Below are 22,103 nucleotides of genomic sequence, written 5' to 3' on the forward strand. Positions count from 1 at the left end.
TTAGAAGATAATTAATCTAAAGGTTGTGCCTTTTCTAATTTCTCTATTAATGCAGATTTAATGATTGTAAAAGCATAATCTTTTGCCTCTGCAAATGAAATCTCATATTTACGCTCTATATTTTGCAATTCAGCAGGGAAATAAGCAAGAATTTTGGTGTAATAATCATCTAAAATATCTTTAGATGGCATTTCAAAATTAATTCTCAACTGGAATCTTCGCATCAAAGCAATATCAATGATTTCGGGATGATTAGTAGCGCATATTAATAAAGCATTTTTTGGAAAATAATCAATTAACTGAATGATAGTATTCACCAAACGCCTCATTTCACCCACATCTTTATCGTCATTTCCTCTAGCTTTACCTATCTGGTCAAATTCATCTAAAAAAAGTACTGCTTTTTCTCTTCCTGCTTTGTCGAATACTTGCTTGATATTTTGTGAGGTTTCGCCAATACGAGAGCATACAATATTACTTAAATTCAATGTCAAAATAGGTTTTCCTATCGCATTAGCAATTGCTTTTGCGGTCGTTGTTTTTCCGCAACCTGAATTTCCTTGCAGCAGTATTTTGTTGTTTACAGGCAAGCCAAACTTAGTCAGTTCATCTACATATTTATGTTCTTTAATCAGTTGCTGAATGCTTTTTTGGTTGTAATGGTTTAAAAAAACATCATTCAAAGAAACAATTTCGGTGTCATTGATCAGTAGGTTGTGTAGCTCCATTTGTGTAATTGTGTATTTTGGCTACGAATTTAAGCAATAATAATCCGTAGAACTATACAATTATGTTTTGCGGGCTGTATTTATTATCAAGATTAACCAGTTAGTCTTTGGTAATTATTTTTTTTCAAAACTTTAAGGATATTTTAAAAAAAAAGCTAAACCCATTAAGTATTATTACTTCTTGGATTTAGCTTAAATAATTGAAATTTATATTCTTGGTTTTTTTAAAATCTTACAATAGTTTCTTTAAAAAAACAGCTAATTTATTCGGTTTGTTTCTGTATCCACTTTGTAATTTCGTTTAACGCAACAGGCGAAAATGTTTGTTCAATAGTAGCATATTCACTAGGTGAGCCTGTCGTACTTTCTTGAAATAAATGGTTTAAATTCGGAAATTCAATTGTAGTCACATTTTTATTACCACCTTTGATCAGTGCATTTTTGATTGCGGTTAAGTTTTGTTTTGGCGGAACTTGCAAATCTTTTTCTCCATTGACGGCTAAGACTGGGCATTTTACTTTTTCTAATGTTGGTTGTGGATTATATTTTAGAAAATATTGCATCCAAGGATTTGTTATTTGATTGACTTGCAAGGCAATATATTGTTCCTTTGTCATTCCATTTGGAATTTCAGTAGAATTATCATTTTTGATTAGTTCGTTAATTTTAGTCGTTAATTCTGTTTTTAATTTTTGTAAATCAGTAGATTTTACAACCATTTCAAAAAGTTTTGAATTGTTTTGAAAGGTAGTTTTTATTTCCGCTTCTGACGCTCCATTGGCTCTAGCAATTAGTTCTTGTTGCAATAACAATAGTTTATCACCTTGAATTCCTGTCCCTGCTAATAATACAATAAAGCTAATATCTTTAGATTTTGCCGATACCATTGGAGCAATTATACCACCTTCGCTATGACCCATTAATCCAATTTTTTTTAGATTAATTTCTTTCCTAGTTTTTAAATAGGTAACAGCACTTTCGACATCGGTTGCAAAATCTGCAGAAGTAGCTGTTTTAAAATCACCTGTAGATTGCCCAAAACCTCTGTCATCGTATCGTAAAACTGCAATTCCATTTTTTGTTAAATAATCAGAGATTACTAGAAATGGTTTATGCCCTAACAATTCACTGTCTCTATTTTGGGCTCCACTTCCTGATATTAAAATTACAACTGGATAATTACCCTCTTTTTTAGGGAGCGTTAATGTTCCTGCTAAACTGATATTCGCTTTTGCATTTGGAAAAGTGACGTCTTCTGAATAATAAGAATAGGGTTTTGTAGGTTCTTGAGGTCTTTTTATGACCTCTTTTTCTATCGTTTTTCTGGAGAGATTCATTGGGAATTCTTGACCACCTTGTTTAAAAGTTCCAACAATTTCATCGTTTTTTAAGGCTCCATTGTATTGAATTCGTGCATTGGTAACTTCAAATTTAATGGTCGAGTTTACAAAGGTAGTTTGGGTAACGGGAATGCCAGCAGCTCCTTGATCTGGGCTATCCATCGTAGAGGTGTAAAAAGCTCCTGATTTTGTTACATTAAATACAACACGCAATTGCATTCCTTGAACTTTTAAAACACCGTTCCATTGTCCGGTAATGTCTTGTGCAGACATCGCTATTGAAACGAAAAATATAAATAATACTATTGAAAGTGTTCTCATCTTATTTTTTTATAAAAACTTTTAATATTTAGCGGCTTGTCCTTCTTTAGGTAATGACTTGTTTATGAATGCTCTAATATCTTCATTCGCTGTTTCTAAATCATTTTTTCTCAAATACATCATGTGTCCGCTTCTATAACCTTTCCAACTCATTCTATCTTTTAGTTTTCCGCTCGGATCCATTTGCCACATATTGTATTTAGCATTAAAATAATCGCAAGCTCCATCATAATAGCCCGATTGTACCATCACGTTTAAATAAGGATTTTGAGCCATCGCTTGGCGTAAATTTTCACCTGTTGCATCGTTCGATCGATCCCAAGGGTGAACCGGTCCGAACATATTGTATTTAAAATCTGTTTTATAATTTAAATTATTTCTAAGATACATATTTATCGCAGGAGTGAAAGAATGCAACCAAGAAGTAAGTTCCGCATTAAAATCTGGACCATTTCCTGCATCTTTTTTATCAATCCCTTTGTAACGAGAATCAAGTCTTCCTACGGTGAAACCTTCATCTCGCAATAATTCCTTCCAGAAATAATTTAAAGGAACGTCTAGGTTGTTTTGTAGGATTACTTTATCTGAAATTCCAGAATAGCGCGCCATTTTAGTGGCTATTTCTTTTCTTTTTTGTTCCTCTAGCGAACTTCCTTTACTTAAAGCAGGCAACAGTTCATTCATCGTAAAGTCTTCAACCTCCGGAAGCATAGCCGTTAAATCTTTACTTTGTAAGTCACTACTAAGTTTATTATGAAACCAAGCTGTTGCAGCAAAATAAGGTAGTTTAAGTGCCGCTTCTGTTGCAGCACCACGAGTAATTCCCAAATCTGTAGGCGAAACTAGAATTACGCCATTAAGATACATCCATTCGCTGTTTTGTAATTCTAGTGCAAGCCCAGAGACACGAGTAGTTCCGTAACTTTCGCCAATTAAATATTTTGGTGAAGCCCAACGATTTGTGCGAGTGACAAATCCGCTAATCCAATCGGCTAAATATTTTATATCTGCATTGGTACCAAAAAATTTTGCTTTCGGAATATCTTTACTCGTTGTTCGTGAGTAAGCAGTATTTACTGGATTTACAAAAACAATATCAGCTACATCTAATATAGAATAAGGGTTTTCTTTGATTCCATAAGGTTGCAACGGATATCCTTCATCATCAATATTAATTAGACTAGGCCCTGTGTAGGCAATTTGCATCCATACCGAAGCTGAACCTGGTCCGCCATTAAAAGAAATTACCAATGGTCTCGAAGCACGATCTTTAATATTAGAACGCTCATAATAAGTATAAAATAATCCTGCAATTGCTTTACCCTCTTCATCCCAAACCGGCATGGTTCCCGTGGTTGCTTTATAGCTAATTTTTTGCCCTTTAATTGTTGTATTGTGCTCTGTGATTACACTTTGATCCGGATTAAATACAAGGTTTGAAGCAAAATCAGTGTCTTTGCTCACTTCTTTTTTCTCCTTTGTTTCTTGTGCATTAGCGTAATTTATAAATCCTGACAGAAGAACTACAAATAATAATTTTTTCATAAATAGATGGGTATAGATTGGTTGGCTAGTAATTATGTGGATACTAAAGTATTGTTTTTTGAAAGAATAACAAAAAGTATAGAAATCAATTTGATTCAATAATTGAAATTCACGCTTTCTATTATTAATAAATTAGAACAGGTTTTCTCTCTTTTCAATATAAAATTGTATTTTTAAAGAAACAAAATCGACTATGAAACCTATTTTTATTGACAAATCAGAAATTATAAAACGATATAAACCCATCAATAAATATACGCACAAAGGTATTCAAGGGCACGCATTATTAATTGGCGGCAGTTATGGAAAAATAGGTTCGGTTTGTTTATCGGCAAAAGCTGCTCTCAAAACGGGTTGCGGTTTAGTAACGGCTTTTATTCCCAAATGTGGTTATGAAATTGTTCAGATCTCCATCCCTGAAGTCATGGTGTTAACAGACAAAGAAGAGGAGTTTATTTCGAACATAAATTTTCAAATTCTGCCACAAGCAATTGGTATTGGGCCCGGAATAGGGCAGGAGTTTTCAACTCAAAACGCCTTTCAGAAATTTTTAAAATCCAATAAAATACCACTAGTTATTGATGCGGATGCTTTAAATATTTTATCGCTACATAAATCTTGGATGACTTTATTACAACCAAAAACTGTTTTAACTCCACATCCAAAAGAACTAGAACGACTTATCGGAAAATGGAATTCTGACGAAGACAAAATGGATAAAACTATCGCTTTTTCGCTTCAATACGATTTAATAGTGGTTATGAAAGGTGCACCAACATATATAATCGATGGAGATACAATTTACCAAAACACTACAGGTAATGCCGCATTGGCTACAGCCGGAAGTGGCGATGTGTTAACTGGAATGATTACAAGCTTATTGGCACAATCTTACGAACCACTAAATGCTGCGATTATTGGTGTTTATCTTCATGGTTTAACTGCTGATATTGCCTTGCCAGAAACGGGTTATCAATCTTTTATCGCTTCTACAATTATTGATACAATTGGTAAAACCTATCTGAGTTTAGAAAATAATATTGAACGACAAGAACTCCTATAAAATTAAGCGCAGATATTTGTAAGTTTGCAAACGCGCAAAAAAGCCATTAAAATTAGTTTATGGAAAATAAACCACAATTAAGAACTGTAAATGTTACTCGATACATTACTCCGTTGCGAGAAGGTGGCTCTTTGCCTGCTTTGGCGGAAGCCGATGACGACTTTAAATATGTATTAAAATTTAAAGGGGCTGGTCACGGTGTAAAAGCACTAATTGCCGAATTAATTGGAGGCGAAATAGCACGCGTTTTAAAACTAAAAATGCCAGAACTTGTTTTCGCAAATCTTGATGAAGCTTTTGGTCGCAGCGAAGCTGATGAAGAAATCCAAGATCTATTACAAGGAAGTCAAGGACTTAATTTGGCGATGCATTATTTATCTGGAGCTATCAATTATGATCCTGTAGTAACGGTTGTCGATGCAAAACTGGCGTCTCAAATTGTCTGGTTAGATGCCTATATAACAAATGTGGATAGAACTTTTAGAAACACTAATATGTTAATGTGGCATAAGGAATTATGGCTCATCGATCATGGAGCATGTTTGTATTTTCATCATTCTTGGAACAATTGGGAAAAGCATGCCCAAAGTCCTTTTGCATTGATAAAAGATCATGTTTTGTTGCCGCAAGCTGCTGTTTTGAATGAAGTAGATTCAGAATTTAAAGCCATTTTATCTCCAGAAGTTTTACAATCTATTGTTAATTTGATTCCAGAAGAATGGTTAGTTTGGGAGGATAGTGAGGAAACTCCCGAAGCGATTCGGGAAGTTTATCTTCAGTTTTTACTAATACGATTAAATCATTCTGAAATTTTTATAAATGAAGCCAAAAATGCAAGAAAAACACTTATATGAGTATGCGGTAATCCGTGTTGTACCAAGGGTAGAACGCGAAGAATTCCTTAATGTAGGTATTATTCTTTTTTGCAAAAGAGCCAAGTTTATAAAGATGCTTTTTACTATTGAAAAATCAAAAATAGAAATGCTTTGTAGTGAATTTGATGTTGATCAATTCCAATTAAACCTAGAGTCTTTTCAGAAAATTGCACATGGATCTAAAAACGGTGGACCTATAGCACAATTCGAGCTTTCCGAGCGGTTTCGTTGGTTGACAGCCTTACGAAGTTCAGCAATTCAGACATCAAGACCACATTCGGGCTTTAGTAATGATTTGGAACAAACAGCACAGCGTTTGTTTGAAGAAATGGTTCTATGAATAACGTTATGAAACTTGATTTAAATGTCTTGCAAGGTGAGCTCCCATGCTAAAACAAGCTTGAAGTAGATAACCGCCAGTAGGAGCATCCCAATCTAGCATTTCGCCCACGCAATAGTAATTCTCCATTTTTTTTAGTTGGAAATTGGTATCAACTGCATCAATAGAAACACCACCTATAGTTGATATGGCATCGTTTATTGGTGCCATACCACTAATTTCAATGGGTAAATTCTTGATGTTTTGTGCTAATAAAATTGGATTTAAATAGGTTTCTTTCGAGAGATATTTTTTTAAAAGTCCAATTTGTGCTAGAGTTAATTTCAGTTCTTTTTGAAGTGTTTCGCTGGTCTTTTTAAAGTTAGTATTCTTAATTTTTTGAGCAATATCTTCCTGATTCAGTGTTGGTTTTAAATCTAAAAAAATAGTCGCTATTTGTTGAATGCTCAATTCCTGGCGAATTTGTGGACTCAATGCATAAATCGCATTTCCTTCTAAACCAAAACGAGTAATTACCGCTTCGCCTTTTTGTTTTTTATTCAAACAGCTAATAGCAATATTTTTAAGCGGACAACCTTCATAATGCAAAATAAAATCTTCGGGCCAGTTTACTTGATATCCACAGTTGGAAGGTTGAAAAGGTACGGTAGAAATCTCTTTTGTTTTGAAAAAATCAACCCATAATCCATCTGATCCAGTTACTTTCCAGCTACTGCCGCCTAAAGCAAAAATTGTATAGTCAGATTTTATATCTATATTTTCATTAAAAATAAGAGATTGATTATTTCCCCAATTTGTCCAAGTATGATTGTATTTAATAACAACTCCTTGCTTTTCAAGAACCATTAAAATAGCATTCAAGACGGTAATTGGTTTTATTCCTTTTTCCGGATATACTCTTTTGCTACTGCCTACATAAGTTGGAATACCAATACTTTTTAACCAATTTCTAAAATCATTATTGTCAAAATTCCGCAATGCTTCTTCTAAAAAAGATGGCGGAAAATAGCGATGGATCATCTCCTCTAAAGGTTCAGAATGAGTTAAGTTAAAACCACCTTTTCCAGCAACCAGAAACTTTCGACCTAGTGTTTTATTTTTCTCGTAAATGGTAACGTTAAATTTCTCGCAATCTAGGAAAGCAGCGAGCATAAGTGCTGCTGGACCTCCTCCAATAATAGAAACTGATTTTTTCACGTGGCAAAAGTAGCGTTTATGCCATGCAATATCCTAAACTTATTCTAAAAACAGCAAGTTTATTGTACAATTTGGGCGTAACCCCAAGCAGAAAACTACTATTCAAATTACTATTTCGCTTTGCTTGAGGTCGGGCTTTGGGCTTTATCTTTATTTTTTCCTAAAAAAAATAAAGGATACCTCCGCAATCCCTTACGCGAGATCTCAGTCTATGAGGACAAATAGTGTAGATAGAAAATTTAAAAAATAATTTACGTAACTTAAATCTTAAATCTTAAATGTTCTTCTATGTCTTCTATGTTTAAAAAAAAAAACAACTTTTACAAAACCTTCTTTTCTAATACAATAAACTCTAAAGGTGTATCTGAAATCGGAATATGAAATTCACTTGCAGGAAAAGGTTCTCTGGCTCCAGTATCTACATAACCATTGCGTTTGTACCAAGCAATAAGTTCTTCTCGAACCGAAATAACAGTCATCACAATTTTTGGCAGTCCTTTTTCGTGAGCATGAATTTCTGCCTGTTTTAATAACTTTTTCCCAACCCCACTATTTTGTAATTCTGGAGAAACGGTCAACATTCCTAAATACAATTGCTGCTCTTTTACAACCAGCAATACACAACCAATAATAACATTGTTTTCCGTAAATTTTAAAATCGTATTAGCAGGATTAATAATGTTTTCTTGTAACTCTTGTTCCGTAGTTCTAAGTCCTTCTAATATATTTGCTTCAGTAGTCCACCCTTTTTTAGATGATTCTCCGAGATAAGCTGCGTTTATTAATGTGTTTAATGCAGAAACGTCTTCAAGTGTTGCAATTGTGATCATGCGAAATAATTGGATTTTGGTTTTATGTTTTCAAAGATAAAAAAGAATGTTGTTATTTCCTTTGCATTGTTTTGTATCTGGCTGATATTTCAAATATTTTGACTTTCAGATTGATGACGAAAACGTGAAATTTAAATTAACAATGTAAAAATGAGTAAGATCTAATATGAATTTTGTTTTTTTTATAAAATAACTAGTTAGTTTTGCCGTAATCTTAGCGCTTTTTAGTATTTTGGCATCAAATAATTTAGGTTTTAAATTAGATTACTATGAAATATAGAGTAGCAACTTCGTCATTAAATCTTAGAGATTTTCCGCCGACGATGGATAATTCTACGATTTTAGCAGATATTCCTTTTAGGCATACCGTTAAATTACTTGATGACACCGAATCTGATTGGTGGAAAGTAAAACTTTTAAATACTGATAAAGAGGGTTTTGTGTGTTCAAAAGATTTAGAACTTATTGACGAAACGATTATTAAAAATTCAGATATAGAAATTCCTAATTTTGAACCAAGTTCAAAATCCAGTCTAGATTCTAAAGAAGAAACCTATAAACCAATAGGCAATCCTGATATTCCTTTTAGAGATCTAACAAATGTAGAGACTAAAAAAGCTTCTATAAAAAAAATTATTGACAAATTAAACGTGTCAAAAAGTTTCAGATACCAGAAGGATGAAGCCGATACGTATTGCAATGTGTACACTTTTGATTATTGTTTTTTCACTAAAGTATACATTCCAAGGTTGCGATGGACTGATAAGGCAATAGAGGAGTTAGAAAAAGGAAACGAAGTACCCTTAATTTTTAATGATACCGTAAGACCTTTTTACTCCAATTATCTTTATGATTGGTTTGAAGAAGCATCCAATAATTTTGGTTGGCAAAAAATCGACAATGTTGATGAACTTCAAAAAAGAGTCAATGAAAATGGTGGAGTAGGAATTATCTCTGCAAAACGATTTATCCTAAATAAATCCGGTCATATTGTAGTAGTCGTTCCCGAAACTGAAACCGAGAAAGCGTACAGAGTAGATGGTAAAGTGATTTATCCTTTGCAATCGCAAGCAGGTTATGACAATTATAATTATTTTGCTGAAGTCAGAAAAGATTGGTGGGCAAATCCAGATCCTGAAAAAGGCTATTCCTCTGCGATTTTTTACTACCACGATTAATTAAATATTTAAAATAAAAAAAAAGACTTTTTAAAGGATTAAACCTTCAAAAAGTCTTTTTTTTATGAAATTATCTTACCTAAATATTACGACAAAATAGCGTCTTTCTTAATTAGTAACGAACTGCAAAAACCATTTTTATAATATTTTGCATGAAAACTGGCATATATCTGATTGTAGATTTCTATTGGGTCCGTTGACGGAATATTGATCACTAACATTTCTTCTAAAATAGCAATATAATCAGCTGGAACAACGGTTTCTTTTCCATGAACAATCGATTCAAAAGTAAAGTTATTCCATTCTAAATTGCATATTGGATTTTCAATTTCGTGTAATAAAGAATGATCCATAATAAAAACAAGAAATTGCAATACTTCTTTTAAGTGCTTTTCTTCAAAATAATCAAACATTCTAAATTCAATACCGTGATTTTTATGTTTGTGAAAATTGATGTCCAATCCTATTTTATCAATTTGTTCGTAATCTGATATTTCGGAGTAGCGATTTACCCACCACTTCGGATTATCATGCATCGGATGTGCTGTAAAATCCATTTGCACAATCTTACCCGTTTTCATTACATCAGTATCATAAGTTCCCACGCCAATGTATCTTGACATAGCACATCGTTGCGAAGCCTTTGTTAAGTTTACATCAATATCGTTATGTGATAAATAATCGGAAGATCCAAATTTAATCATAAACAAAGGGCTCAACCACTGAAACAATCGAATCGTGCGTTGGTGTTTTTTTATGAAATCAATTTTATCTTTAATTTCACCTTCCACGTTTAATTCTGTCGGAATTGTTAAATTAAAATGATACGTCATGTTATTAAAAACAGAATAATTCTCATTATTCGACACAAATATGGCAAAAGGATGATTGACAGAACAAATTTTTATTTTTCCAAACTCCGAAAAAATATTTTCTTGCTCCATTCCGTTTTGCAAGTGCGTTGTAAATTCTTGTTTGATATTTGCTAACTCAGCAATAACGCTATCAACATCTTTTTTGTAAAAATCTTGCGTTACAAATTCAATTGTATCCCCATCAAAAATGAATTTTTTCTGAAGTTCATCTACAAAATAGCTGTTGTTTTTTTGTAATTTATCAAATATACTTACTCCAGAATACTCAGGATTAGGCTCCTTATCTATAAAATCTAAAGTTTCATGTTCGTTGTTTACATCTGTTTTTGTAAACGAATGCGAATTCATCAATACAGGAATATGGTATTCCTTTTCAGTTAAGATTTTTAGCAAAGAATTTTCGAATACATTTTCTTTGTAATTCTTAAAATGATTAACGCTGTACTTTTCATGCAGACCCTTGGTTAGCAAAAAATCTTTATCCACCGTTCGGTGTTTTTCAAACTCTAAATAACATTCATTTTCGATACCAACTCCCCAATAAAAATCATTCGATTTATACTGATTGATATACTCTTTATGTTTGTCCAATAATTCAATTTCAAAACTAACAGCATTCATGCTATGATTCGTCATAAACTTTTTTCTCCTTCTTTTTAAATAAATTATGTTGATATAGGAAGCTACTTTATCAGGTAGTTTTTTGAAGCATTACAAGTCTGTTCGAATTTTGATAAAAGTCAAAAGATTAGTACTACTTACGTTTTGTTTTTTTGTGAATATAAGTTGTTTTTTCTATTCTTAAAAGAGGGGAACACAAACAACTTATTATTGTGCAAAAGTAGTTAAAATTTATGTGTAAATCAATGGGTGATTTTAAAATATTTTTTTTACCAATAAGCTTACTTTTTTAGGATGTAATATTTTAATTTTTAAAGTTTTAGCAGTTTTGTTTTTAGTAAAAATCAACATTTAAAAGTTCTAAATTCTCATTTTGAATTAGGAGCAGATATTTAGATTTCATTAACACTATTCGTCTCGCTATTCGCTATATCTTTATGCTTGAACGCCAAGCATAAAGGATACCGCTACTATCGAGGCTAAATAACCTACTTTTTCTCAGTAACTAGAATAGCGAAGAGAGCTAATAAAAAAGATGTTAGGAATAAATTATTTGAATATATAACAAACAAAAAAATCCTTACTCCATCTTTTACGCATCGGTAAATTTGTGGTAAGGATTATAATTTTGAATCAAGTAAAAGGTTTAAAGCGAGACTTTATTTATTGAATTAAAAACGTTTTCAAATGTTCATAAGTCTTAATTTTTATACTTACTTTTTCTTTATTTAAAACGCTTTCTATTTGTGTCGGAATGGGTAGTTTTACATTCAAAGTTGGTTCTACAGTATGTAAAAATTTAATAGGATGAGCCGTTTCTAAAAAAATACCAATCGCATTTTTATGGTTTTGCAATTCCTTTTTTAACCCTAAATATCCAACTGCTCCGTGAGGTTCTGCAATATAACCGTTGGTGTTATAAATAGTTTTCATTGCTTCCAGTGTTTCTTCATCGGAAAATGTAAATGAAGAAAAATCTTTTTTGAATTGCTCTAAATCATTTTGATACATCTCCTGAATTCGGATAAAATTACTTGGATTTCCAACATCCATTGCATTCGAGATCGTAGCTTTGGAGGGTTTTGGATCGTAAATACCTTTTTCTAAAAATCTAGGAACAGTATCATTTACATTCGTAGAAGCTACAAAATGTTCGATTGGTAATCCCATTTTTTTAGCAATAATGCCAGCGCAAATGTTTCCAAAATTGCCACTCGGACAGGAGTAAATTAATGGTTTGTTCTCTTTTTTTAAGGCTTTATATGCATAGAAAAAATAGAACATTTGTGGTAGCCAACGCGCAATATTAATAGAGTTTGCCGAGGTTAAGTTCTTGTTTTTTAAATCTATATCTAAAAAAGCCTTTTTAACCATATCTTGACAATCATCAAAAACGCCATCAACCTCAAGAGCAGTGATGTTTTGACCTAAAGTGGTTAATTGCCTTTCTTGAATATCGCTTACTTTTCCGGAAGGATATAAAATGATGACTTCAACGCCTTTCACGCCAAGAAAACCACTGGCTACAGCGCCACCAGTATCACCAGACGTGGCAACAAGAACGGTGTTTTTGCTGTCCTTTTTTTCTTTATTAAAATAACCTAAACAACGGGACATAAATCGTGCGCCAACATCCTTAAAAGCCATAGTTGGACCATGAAACAATTCCAGTGCGTAAATATCTTTTTCTACTTCAATCACTGGAAAGTCAAAACATAATGTTTCTGCGATAATTTCTTTTAAGATAATTTCTGGAATTTCATTGCCTATAAATTGTTTAATGGCTTGATAAGCAATTTCTTCATTGCTCAGATTTTCAATAGTATCAAAAAAATCAGCATTTAATGGCGTTATTGTTTCAGGAAAATACAATCCTTTATCGGGTGCTATTCCCTTTATTACGGCTTCTTGAAAAGAAACATTTGGTGCATTATGGTTTAAACTGTAGTATTTCATTATGATTTTTGATTGCGCATTAACGATTTTTGATTTATGATTTTTTCGTGACGTCATTACATCTGAAATCATAAATTATTAATCAATATTCTTATATTATTTATTCTTAAAATGTATTTTAGAAAATAGATTGACGACTTGTGATTTTTTGCAAAGCAGTTACATCTGAAATCAAAAATCGTTAATCAAAAATTTTAAATAATAACTTTCATTCCCTCATCATTTACTCTAGAAACGTGAATTTCATAAGGCAGATTCATATTTTCATATACTTGACTCATGGCTTTTGCAATTTTTTCAGCAGTGTCTACACCTTTGCTTAAAGCAAAAATAGAAGGTCCAGAACCCGATATCCCAGAACCTAAAGCGCCGTTTTCTAAAGCAGTTTGCTTAATTAAATCAAATCCTGGAATCAAAACACTTCGCAACGGCTCTACAATCTCATCATGAAGTGAGCGTCCGATTAATTCGTAATCCTGAGTGTATAATCCTGCAATTAATCCGCCAAGGTTTCCCCATTGTACAATGGCACTTTTTAGCGATACATTTTGTTTTAATACGGAACGCGCATCCGAAGTTTTCAACTCAATTTGAGGATGAATAATCGTCGCGTATAATTCTGATGGACTTTTAATTTTGATAATGTCCAATGGATCGTAACTCCGAACCAAAGTAAATCCGCCCAAAAGGGCAGGAGCAACATTATCCGCATGTGCGTTTCCGCTGGCTAGTTTTTCACCTTGCATGGCAAATAAAACCAATTCTTTTCTGGTAAATGGACGACCCAATAATTCATTAATTCCAAAAACAGCTCCTGCAGAACTTGCCGCACTGCTTCCGATTCCGCTTCCTGCCTTTATGTTTTTGTAAATTTCAATTTCAAATCCAAACTCGGTTGTTACATTTTCGAGCATTGCTAAAGCCGCTACACCTGCCACATTTTTTTCGGTTTCCAATGGTAAATCGGCACCAACAATTTTGATAATACGAACTCCTTTTACATCAGATTTTCGAATAATCATTTCATCGCCAGCCGTTTCTAGGCATAATCCAAGGACATCAAATCCACAAGATAAATTCGCAATAGTTGCAGGACAAAATATTTTAATAGTATTCATAAAGTTTTTAAAGTCTTATAGCCTAAAGTTGTAGCCTTTTTGTCATCAAGTTTTTCACTTTCGACAGCAAGACTTTTCACTTTCGACTAATTAGTTATTTCCAATTCTGATCACATCTGCAAAAATTCCAGATGCGGTAACTGCGGCTCCAGCACCAGCACCTTTTATTAATAAGGGTTGCTCAACGTAACGATCTGTAAAGAATAAAACAATGTTGTCTTTTCCTTCTAAATTATAAAATGGATGGTCTTTAGGAATAAAACGCAAGCCAACATTTGCTTTGTCGTCTTCAAATTGTGCTACATATTTAAGTCTTGAATCTTTGCTTACAGCTTCTTGATAAATGGCTTCAAAATGGGAGGCGTGTTTTTTTAATGATTCAAAAAAAGTTTCGTTTGAAGTGGTATCTAAACATTCAGCGGGCATAAAAGATTCATTAGTAATCTGATTCATTTCCATTTGATAACCACTTTCTCGTATTAATATCAATATTTTTCTCGCGACATCAATTCCGCTCAAATCGATTTTAGGATCTGGTTCCGTAAATCCCTGAATACCTGCTTCTTTTACGACATCATGAAAACTATTTTGTGTATCAAAATTATTAAAAATAAAGTTTAAACTTCCAGACAAAACAGCTTGGATTTTATGTACTTTATCACCAGAAGCAATCAAATTTTTTAGTGTATCAATAATAGGTAAACCAGCTCCAACATTGGTTTCAAACAAAAATGGGGCATTGAATTTTTGAGATAATTTTTTTAATTTTTTGTAATTGTCAAATTCAGATGCACAAGCAATTTTATTACAAGTGACAACGGCAATGTTACGTTTTAAAAAGTGTTCGTATGTTTGAGAAATACTTTCATTTGCAGTAATATCAACAAAAATACTATTGCGCAAATTGAGTTCTTTTACTGTAGTAATAAACTTTTCTTTATCGGCAGTTTCTCCTGTCTCTAGCAAAAATCGCCATTCTTTCAATGAAATGCCATCTTCATCAAAATACATTTTTTTAGAGTTAGATAATGCTATAACGCGTACATTAATTTTAAGATTTTCTTTTAAGAATTTCTTTTGTTGGTGAATTTGTTCGATGAATTTTTCACCAACATTTCCAACTCCCATTACAAATAAGTTCAGTTGTTTGGTGTTCTTTTCAAAAAAGGTTTCATGAAGACTATTTAATGCTTTTTTCACATCTCTTTCGCTAATAACAGCTGAAATATTTCGTTCGGAAGCACCTTGAGCAATAGCGCGAATATTTACATTATTTTTCCCCAAAGTACTAAACATTCTACCGCTTAAACCTTGATGATTTTTCATATTCTCACCTACTAGGGCAATGATGCATAAATTTTTCTCTACAATACAAGGGGCTATTTTATTTTGTGAAATTTCAACTTCAAAAGCTTTATTGATCGATTCTTCTGCACTATCGGCATCTGAATTTAGAATTCCGATACAAATAGAGTGCTCGGAAGAGGCTTGAGTAATAAAAATCACATTAATTTCTTGATGTGATAATACTTCAAAAAGTCTTTTAGAGGAACCAGTTACGCCAATCATTCCAGAACCTTCTAGTGTGATCAAAGTAATATTGTCAATATGGCTGATTCCTTTCACAGGATTGGTATGTGACATTTCTTGATTGGAAATGTAGGTTCCTTCGGCTTGCGGTTCGAAAGTGTTTTTAATTAGAATTGGAATGTTCTTTCTTAAAACAGGTTGTATTGTTGGGGGATATAAAACTTTGGCACCAAAATGCGACAGCTCCATTGCTTCTTGATACGATATAAAGGCAATGGGTTGTGCTTGTTTTACTACTTTCGGATTTGCGGTAAACATCCCATTCACATCTGTCCATATTTCTAGTTCAGTTGCATTCAATGCGCCAGCAATAATTGCCGCAGTATAATCGGATCCGCCACGACCCAAAGTAGTGTTGATTCCGTCTAAAGAAGCTGCGATAAACCCAGGCATTACAACTACTTGATTTTCATTAGATGCAAAATAATCAGTTATTAATCGATTAGTGATTTCAAAATTAACAGTTGCTTTACCAAAATGATTGTTTGTTTTTATTAGTTCGCGACTGTCTTTATAACCGCTATTTTTTAGATTTTGTTTTAAAGCTTCCGCAATAATATAAGACGAAAGTAATTCTCCAAAACTCAAAATGGTATCTGAAGTTCGCAACGATAATTCTCCTAAGAGATAACAGCCATCTAATAAAGTTTCTAAATGGTTGATAATTCTTTTAACATGGCTTAAAAGACTACTTTGTTCGCTTATCGGAATCAATTCTTTTAAAGCATCCAAATGTTGTCTCTCTATATCTGCAAGAATTTCTTTAAAACTCTCGTCACCAGCTGCTGCTTTCTTAGAAGCTAACAGGAGTAAATCGGTAATTTTGCTAAAGGCGGAAACGACAACGATTAATTTTTCTGTTGCTGCTTTTTTAGTGATAATATCTAAAACAAGTTTTATGTTTTTTGCATTGGCTACGGAGGATCCTCCAAATTTTAAAACTCTCATGCGAAGTTGTATTTGTATTATTTTTATAAAATAGATTTGCCCTTTTTTTAAAGTGACAACTTGATTTTGCATTGTTTATGCGAGAAGGAATTATTTATTATAAGCCCAATAAATTTTTTCTCTAGAAAAAAAGAGAATATACAATAGGATTATATGTAGAAAATTTACCCCAAAGGGGTAATTGTAGTTGTTGTAGTAAACGTAACAGCAGTTGCAACCCAAATAGGAGTTGTTATGGAATATTGATATGTTATGCTGTTGTTTATCATTTTATTACTACAAAACTAACCTTTTTTAGAGAGTTAGAAAACTTTTGTTTCATTTTTGCGAATAGCTCAAAATTTAAAGTTGTAAGAAGAATAAATTGTTTAATAATCATTTTGCAGACTTTTTTATTTCTTAATTCATTATTATTCTTTACCGTCAAAAATTCCAAATTTGCTAATAAACTTTTTATACAATATAAAAACACTGTTTTTTAAGTAGGTAATTGTAAAATACAGAAATACGATTTATTATTTTATTTTGATAGGATTACTTCGTTAAAAATGAATAGCTTGAATTATCTTTCAAATAGTAATACCAATACAAGTTATTCTCACAACGCGGGCCAATTTAGGTAATGGCTTTACAAAGAATTTATTTTTTGGTTTTGTTTAAGGACTCTTTTTAAATTATTATCAATATATGTTGTGTAATAATAAAGATTTACTCAATTTTACTTTTTAAACACTATCAAAATGGATAATACGCACTACATTAGTACTGAATTACTTAGCCTTGAATCATTAGCTGAAATTATTACGCATCACAAAGCATTAGCTTTATCAGAAGAAGCAAAAATAAATATTCAGAAGTGTAGAGATTATTTAGACAAAAAAATGGCCGCAGAGTCTGGTGCTATTTACGGTATCAATACTGGTTTTGGATCACTTTGCAATGTGAAAATATCAAACGAAAATCTTTCTAAACTTCAGGAGAATCTTGTAAAATCTCACGCATGCGGAACAGGCGAGGAAGTGCCAAGTAGTATTGTAAAATTGATGTTGTTACTTAAAATTCAGTCGTTGAGTTATGGTCACTCCGGAGTTCAGTTGCAAACAGTAGAACGGTTAATTGCTTTTTATAACAATGATATTTTACCCGTTATTTATACTCAAGGTTCTCTAGGTGCATCGGGAGATTTGGCTCCTTTAGCCCATTTATCTTTACCATTGTTGGGTGAAGGTGACGTGTATTATGAAGGGAAAAAAGTCCATTCTAGTGAAATAATGAAAATTTTTAATTGGGAACCAATCATTTTGCAATCAAAAGAAGGATTAGCATTATTAAACGGTACTCAATTTATGAGTGCTTACGGAGCTCATATTTTGATGAAAGTAAGTAAGTTGTCTTATTTAGCAGATTTAATAGGAACCATTTCGTTAGAAGGTTTCGACGGAAGAATCGAGCCTTTTCATGAGTTAATTCATTTTATTAGACCTCATAAAGGACAAATTGTAACGGCAAACCGTATCAAAGGGTTTCTAGAAGGAAGTGAGATAATCGAGCAAACTAAAGCACACGTACAGGACCCTTATTCTTTTAGATGTATGCCGCAAGTTCACGGTGCTTCTAAAGATGCGATTGAGTATGTGAAGAAAGTGTTTAAAACAGAAATTAATTCGGTGACGGATAATCCTAATATTTTTATTGAAAGTGACCAAATCATTTCTGGCGGAAATTTCCACGGACAACCTTTGGCTTTAGCTTTAGATTTTATGGCAATTGCTTTGGCTGAATTAGGAAGCATTTCAGAGCGTAGAACCTATCAATTAATATCGGGCACTAGAAATCTACCTGCTTTTTTAGTAGATAATCCAGGATTAAATTCAGGATTAATGATTCCACAATATACAGCAGCGAGTATTGCTAGTCAAAATAAGCAATTAGCAACTCCAGCAAGTGTAGATAGTATTGTTTCGAGTAACGGTCAAGAAGATCACGTTAGTATGGGCGCAAATGCAGCTACAAAAGCATTGCGAGTTTTGGATAATCTGGAGCGAATTTTAGCCATTGAGCTAATGAACGCTTCTCAAGCTATTGAGTACAGAAGACCTTTGCAATCGAGTGATTTTATTGAAATGTTTTTGACAGCCTACCGACAAGAAGTTCCGTTAATTAAAGATGACAGAATTTTACACTATGATATAGAAAACACGGTAGCTTTTTTAAATACTTTTCAAATCGAAACCGATTTGTTAATATTAGCTTAACATTAAAAGACAAGAATGCTGTAATTTTGTCGCACTAAATTTAAAGTAAATGAACATAAATAATTTTTTCCAGTTTTTGGTTCCTAAAGACAAAAAATTCTTTCCTCTTTTTGAAGAGGCTTCAAGTAATTTGATTGAAATTGCTACAAATTTGCACGAAGCTGTTAATCTTCCATTGAAGGAACGTGAAGTTCTTTTTCAGAAAATTGATACTTTAGAACAAAAAGGAGAGGACATAACACGTCAGACGAATTTAGAGTTAAGTAGAAATTTTATTACCCCATTTGATAGAGAAGATATTCATGCCTTGATCACTTCAATCGATAATGTTGCCGATTATTTACATGGAGCTGCGAGTAGAATGCGTTTGTACCAAGTAGACAAAATCACAAAATCGATCAGGAAACTAACAGAAATAAATCTAGAAGCTTGTCAGAACATTGATGTTGCTGTTAGAGAATTGAGAGATTTGAAAAAAATGAAAAACATCACTGATGCTATCGTTAGAATCAATAAGCTAGAAAATAAATCAGATAATGTTTATGATAAAGCAGTTCTTGATTTATTCGAAAATGAGACAGATGCCAAAAACATTATTAAATACAAAGAGGTATTATCAGTTTTAGAAAATGCTGCTGATAAATGCAAAAGCGTAGCAAGTGTCCTAGAATCAATTTCTGTAAAACATTCTTAATTTAAATCGTTTTATTCTGAAATTAAAATTATGGAATTTACTCTACTTATAGTTATCATAGTACTGGCTTTAATCTTTGATTACATCAATGGTTTTCATGATGCGGCTAATGCAATTGCTACTGTTGTTGCCACAAAAGTACTAACTCCTTTCCAGGCGGTAGTTTGGGCCGCTTTTTTTAACTTTTTAGCTTATTGGGTTTTTGGTTTTGGTGTAGCGGATACCGTTGCGAAAACTGCCAATACCTTAGAAATAGACTTAGTTGTAATCCTTGCAGGAGTTATTGCAGCTATTATTTGGAATTTATTTACTTGGTGGCAAGGAATTCCTTCAAGTTCTTCTCATACATTGATCGGTGGTTTTGCAGGCGCTGCTATTGCACATGCTATTGCAGTTCATGGTTTTTTTGAATATACAATTGTAGATGGTGCAAAAAGCTATACCTCTTATTGGTATGATACCGTAAACTGGTACACAGCCGGAAAAGATGGTGGTTTTCCTTCGGGAGTTTTAATTATTATTGCCTTTATTGTTTTGGCTCCTGTTTTGGGTGCATTGATGTCATATTTGATCTCTATTTGGCTTCTTAACGCTTCTAAAAAGAGTATTTATCCTAAAATATTTACCGCTTTTTTGATGATATTGACAATTTGGTTTGTAGAGAGTCAAATGGTTTATTATGATCAGATTAAAAAACCACGCTTCGATTCCCATTTTTGGAGTGTAGCTTTAGAATCTCACAACATTAAATGGTTTTTAGTAGCCTTTATTGTCCTATCAATTAGTGGTTTTTGTATGATATTCAGTAGTTTAAATCTACATCAATCGAATTATTGGTTAAAAAAGATGCAGTTAATATCTTCTGCGGCTTTTAGTTTAGGTCATGGTGGAAATGATTCTCAAAAAGTAATGGGAATTATTGCTGCAGCCGTTACTGTTTATATTCACACTAGTGGAATTACGCAAGAAAGTCTTCCGCATTGGTTGGATGTTGTTCTTCCTAACGCAGATGGCGATTTTAAAATGCCTGAATGGATTCCTCTAGCCTGTTATTCTGCCATTGCAGCAGGAACTTTGAGCGGAGGTTGGAAAATTGTTAAAACAATGGGCTCTAAAATAACAAAAGTAACTTCTTTTGAAGGTGTAGCTGCAGAAACGGCAGGTGCATTGACTTTATATTTTACAGAGCATTTTAAAGTTCCTGTGAGTACAACGCATACCATTACTGGATCTATTATTGGAGTAGGACTTACAAAAAGAGTTTCTGCTGTAAGATGGGGGATGACAGTAAGTTTGATTTGGGCTTGGGTATTAACAATTCCTATTTCGGCAATTTTGGCAGCAGTAATCTATTATATTTTAAATATATTTTTCTAGTATAAACTTATTTTCATAAAAAAAACCATTCACAATGAATGGTTTTTTTTATGAAAATAATTATTTATCTTAATTTGATTATTGAATTTACTATTTTAGTTCTGATTTGACTTCAATAGTATTGCTTAGTATTTTGTGAATAGGACATTTGTTTGCAATATTTAGCAATCTGTCTTTTTGATCCTGACCTAAATTTCCAAATAATTCAATGGTTCGTGTTATTTTAGTTGTATTTTCTTGTGTTTCTTCTTCAAAATAAACTTCTACTTTTACATCCTTTAATTCCCAACCTTTTCGATTTGCATACATACGTAATGTAATGCAGGTGCAAGCTGCTAGAGAGGATGCGAGCAATTCATAAGGTGAAAATCCTAAATCAATTCCTCCGGCACTTTCTGGTTCATCTGAAATAATAGTGTTTGTTGCTGATCTAATTTCTGTTCTGTAATTTGCTGCACCAATATGTGCTGTAATTTTAGTCATAATATTTTTTTAGATTACAAATAAATTTCTACTAACATTAGCTATAATTTAATAATTAGTTTAGTCCACTTAGATTTTTGTGATTGTGTTTTCGCTTGAAATGAGTTTGTTTTAGGTTTTGAGTGCCAGAAATAATACTTATGTTACCATCAATTTCAAGCATAGCTAGTTTTACATCTTTAAAATATTCGATTCCATGTTCTCTCATTGCTTCTTTCAACTCATCAGAAGTGATGTTGAGTTTACTTAAAATATTGAAATCTAGATTGCCATTATGTATCAATATTTCTGGTTTTTCTTGCATGAAATCACTAAACTTACTATACCTAAACATTAATTTTTTTAAAATGTAATTGATGGTAAAAAGAACAGAAGCTGCCGCCAATCCACCCCATAAGCTGGTGTTATTGCCTACCATCGCATTTTGAACTGAGTTGCTGATTAATAATATTAAAATGACATCTGCAGTATTTAATTGTGATAATTCTTTCTTTCCAAAAAGACGCAATGCGATTACCATAAAGAAATAGACAGCTGCGCTTCGAATTATTATATCAAGATATTGGTTCATTACTTTTTGATTTAAAATACACTTTTATAAAGATTAGAACACTTATAACTTTCAAAGACAAACTGACTAATAAGAGCTCTTTTCCTGTAATTACTCCAATTTCGTAATGAGCATATTCAAATAAAAAGCCTAAGGCATCATAAACAAGTGAAATGGCAATAATGATAAATACACTTTTGTATTTCATTCCATTTGATG

At 32.6% G+C, this 22,103-nt stretch carries 19 protein-coding genes; 7 read left to right on the plus strand and 12 right to left on the minus strand.

The features are described from left to right. Positions 1-11 precede the first annotated feature (11 nt). From J3S90_RS10810 to J3S90_RS10820, 3 genes are all read right to left on the minus strand, one after another. On the minus strand, positions 12-728 hold the full coding sequence (locus tag J3S90_RS10810; protein ID WP_210646217.1) for an AAA family ATPase: 717 nt from the start codon (positions 726-728) through the stop codon (positions 12-14). Positions 729-991: 263 nt separating this feature from the next. Then, the gene (locus J3S90_RS10815; protein WP_210646218.1) at positions 992-2,389 is read right to left on the minus strand and encodes an alpha/beta hydrolase family protein; all 1,398 of its coding nucleotides are present in this window, start codon (positions 2,387-2,389) and stop codon (positions 992-994) included. A 21-nt stretch (positions 2,390-2,410) separates the two neighbouring features. Continuing rightward, the gene (locus J3S90_RS10820; RefSeq protein ID WP_210646219.1) at positions 2,411-3,934 is read right to left on the minus strand and encodes a S10 family peptidase; all 1,524 of its coding nucleotides are present in this window, start codon (positions 3,932-3,934) and stop codon (positions 2,411-2,413) included. A 193-nt stretch (positions 3,935-4,127) separates the two neighbouring features. Here J3S90_RS10820 and J3S90_RS10825 point away from each other — a divergent pair, with 193 nt between their 5' ends. Genes J3S90_RS10825 through J3S90_RS10835 form a run of 3 tightly spaced genes read left to right on the plus strand, consistent with a single transcriptional unit; the run spans position 4,128 to position 6,212 of the window. Then, positions 4,128-4,997, plus strand: coding sequence for an NAD(P)H-hydrate dehydratase (locus J3S90_RS10825; protein ID WP_210646220.1), 870 nt, complete (start codon positions 4,128-4,130; stop codon positions 4,995-4,997). 59 nt (positions 4,998-5,056) lie between these two features. Continuing rightward, positions 5,057-5,851 carry a HipA family kinase gene (locus J3S90_RS10830; protein WP_210646221.1) on the plus strand — a complete coding sequence of 265 codons (795 nt, stop codon included), beginning with the start codon at positions 5,057-5,059 and terminating at the stop codon, positions 5,849-5,851. Beyond that, positions 5,829-6,212 (plus strand): DUF3037 domain-containing protein, encoded by a 384-nt coding sequence (locus J3S90_RS10835; RefSeq protein ID WP_210646416.1) that lies wholly within the window; start codon positions 5,829-5,831, stop codon positions 6,210-6,212. Before J3S90_RS10830 ends, J3S90_RS10835 begins: the two co-directional genes overlap by 23 nt. Before the next feature lie 6 nt (positions 6,213-6,218). Here J3S90_RS10835 and J3S90_RS10840 read toward each other — a convergent pair whose 3' ends face one another. Together J3S90_RS10840 and J3S90_RS10845 are read right to left on the minus strand one after the other, a co-directional pair. Further along, entirely contained in the window at positions 6,219-7,409 is a 1,191-nt protein-coding gene (locus tag J3S90_RS10840; RefSeq protein ID WP_210646222.1) for a BaiN/RdsA family NAD(P)/FAD-dependent oxidoreductase, read from the minus strand. A 320-nt stretch (positions 7,410-7,729) separates the two neighbouring features. Beyond that, entirely contained in the window at positions 7,730-8,239 is a 510-nt protein-coding gene (locus tag J3S90_RS10845; RefSeq protein WP_210646223.1) for a GNAT family N-acetyltransferase, read from the minus strand. A 269-nt stretch (positions 8,240-8,508) separates the two neighbouring features. Here J3S90_RS10845 and J3S90_RS10850 point away from each other — a divergent pair, with 269 nt between their 5' ends. Further along, entirely contained in the window at positions 8,509-9,417 is a 909-nt protein-coding gene (locus J3S90_RS10850) for an SH3 domain-containing protein (protein ID WP_210646224.1), read from the plus strand. 86 nt (positions 9,418-9,503) lie between these two features. On the opposite strand, the gene J3S90_RS10855 is transcribed toward J3S90_RS10850, so the two are convergent. The 4 genes from J3S90_RS10855 to thrA form a co-directional block, all read right to left on the minus strand. Continuing rightward, complete coding sequence (locus J3S90_RS10855) at positions 9,504-10,928, minus strand: hypothetical protein (RefSeq protein ID WP_210646225.1); 1,425 nt, start codon at positions 10,926-10,928, stop codon at positions 9,504-9,506. A gap of 648 nt (positions 10,929-11,576) precedes the next feature. Further along, positions 11,577-12,869, minus strand: coding sequence for a threonine synthase (gene thrC / locus J3S90_RS10860; protein ID WP_210646226.1), 1,293 nt, complete (start codon positions 12,867-12,869; stop codon positions 11,577-11,579). Between the two features lie 194 nt (positions 12,870-13,063). Next, positions 13,064-13,987 carry a homoserine kinase gene (locus J3S90_RS10865; protein WP_210646227.1) on the minus strand — a complete coding sequence of 308 codons (924 nt, stop codon included), beginning with the start codon at positions 13,985-13,987 and terminating at the stop codon, positions 13,064-13,066. 90 nt (positions 13,988-14,077) lie between these two features. Beyond that, entirely contained in the window at positions 14,078-16,525 is a 2,448-nt protein-coding gene (thrA, locus tag J3S90_RS10870) for a bifunctional aspartate kinase/homoserine dehydrogenase I (RefSeq protein ID WP_210646228.1), read from the minus strand. A gap of 740 nt (positions 16,526-17,265) precedes the next feature. Here thrA and hutH point away from each other — a divergent pair. The 3 genes from hutH to J3S90_RS10885 are packed head-to-tail and all read left to right on the plus strand — an operon-like array spanning position 17,266 to position 20,851. Beyond that, the gene (gene hutH, locus J3S90_RS10875) at positions 17,266-18,780 is read left to right on the plus strand and encodes a histidine ammonia-lyase (protein ID WP_188050328.1); all 1,515 of its coding nucleotides are present in this window, start codon (positions 17,266-17,268) and stop codon (positions 18,778-18,780) included. 49 nt (positions 18,781-18,829) lie between these two features. Further along, entirely contained in the window at positions 18,830-19,474 is a 645-nt protein-coding gene (locus J3S90_RS10880; RefSeq protein ID WP_188050329.1) for a DUF47 domain-containing protein, read from the plus strand. 30 nt (positions 19,475-19,504) lie between these two features. Beyond that, positions 19,505-20,851: an inorganic phosphate transporter gene (locus tag J3S90_RS10885; protein ID WP_188050330.1), complete on the plus strand. Its 1,347-nt coding sequence runs from the start codon at positions 19,505-19,507 to the stop codon at positions 20,849-20,851. A 90-nt stretch (positions 20,852-20,941) separates the two neighbouring features. Here J3S90_RS10885 and J3S90_RS10890 read toward each other — a convergent pair whose 3' ends face one another. The 3 genes from J3S90_RS10890 to J3S90_RS10900 are packed head-to-tail and all read right to left on the minus strand — an operon-like array spanning position 20,942 to position 22,092. Continuing rightward, positions 20,942-21,334: an OsmC family protein gene (locus J3S90_RS10890; protein ID WP_210646229.1), complete on the minus strand. Its 393-nt coding sequence runs from the start codon at positions 21,332-21,334 to the stop codon at positions 20,942-20,944. A 55-nt stretch (positions 21,335-21,389) separates the two neighbouring features. After that, positions 21,390-21,905: a DUF421 domain-containing protein gene (locus tag J3S90_RS10895; RefSeq protein WP_188050332.1), complete on the minus strand. Its 516-nt coding sequence runs from the start codon at positions 21,903-21,905 to the stop codon at positions 21,390-21,392. Continuing rightward, positions 21,889-22,092 (minus strand): hypothetical protein, encoded by a 204-nt coding sequence (locus J3S90_RS10900; protein ID WP_210646230.1) that lies wholly within the window; start codon positions 22,090-22,092, stop codon positions 21,889-21,891. The genes J3S90_RS10895 and J3S90_RS10900 overlap by 17 nt, the downstream gene beginning before the upstream one ends. Between the last annotated feature and the right edge of the window lie 11 nt (positions 22,093-22,103).

Origin of the sequence: Flavobacterium flabelliforme (assembly GCF_017948675.1) — a bacterium.
Lineage (GTDB): Bacteria > Bacteroidota > Bacteroidia > Flavobacteriales > Flavobacteriaceae > Flavobacterium > Flavobacterium pygoscelis.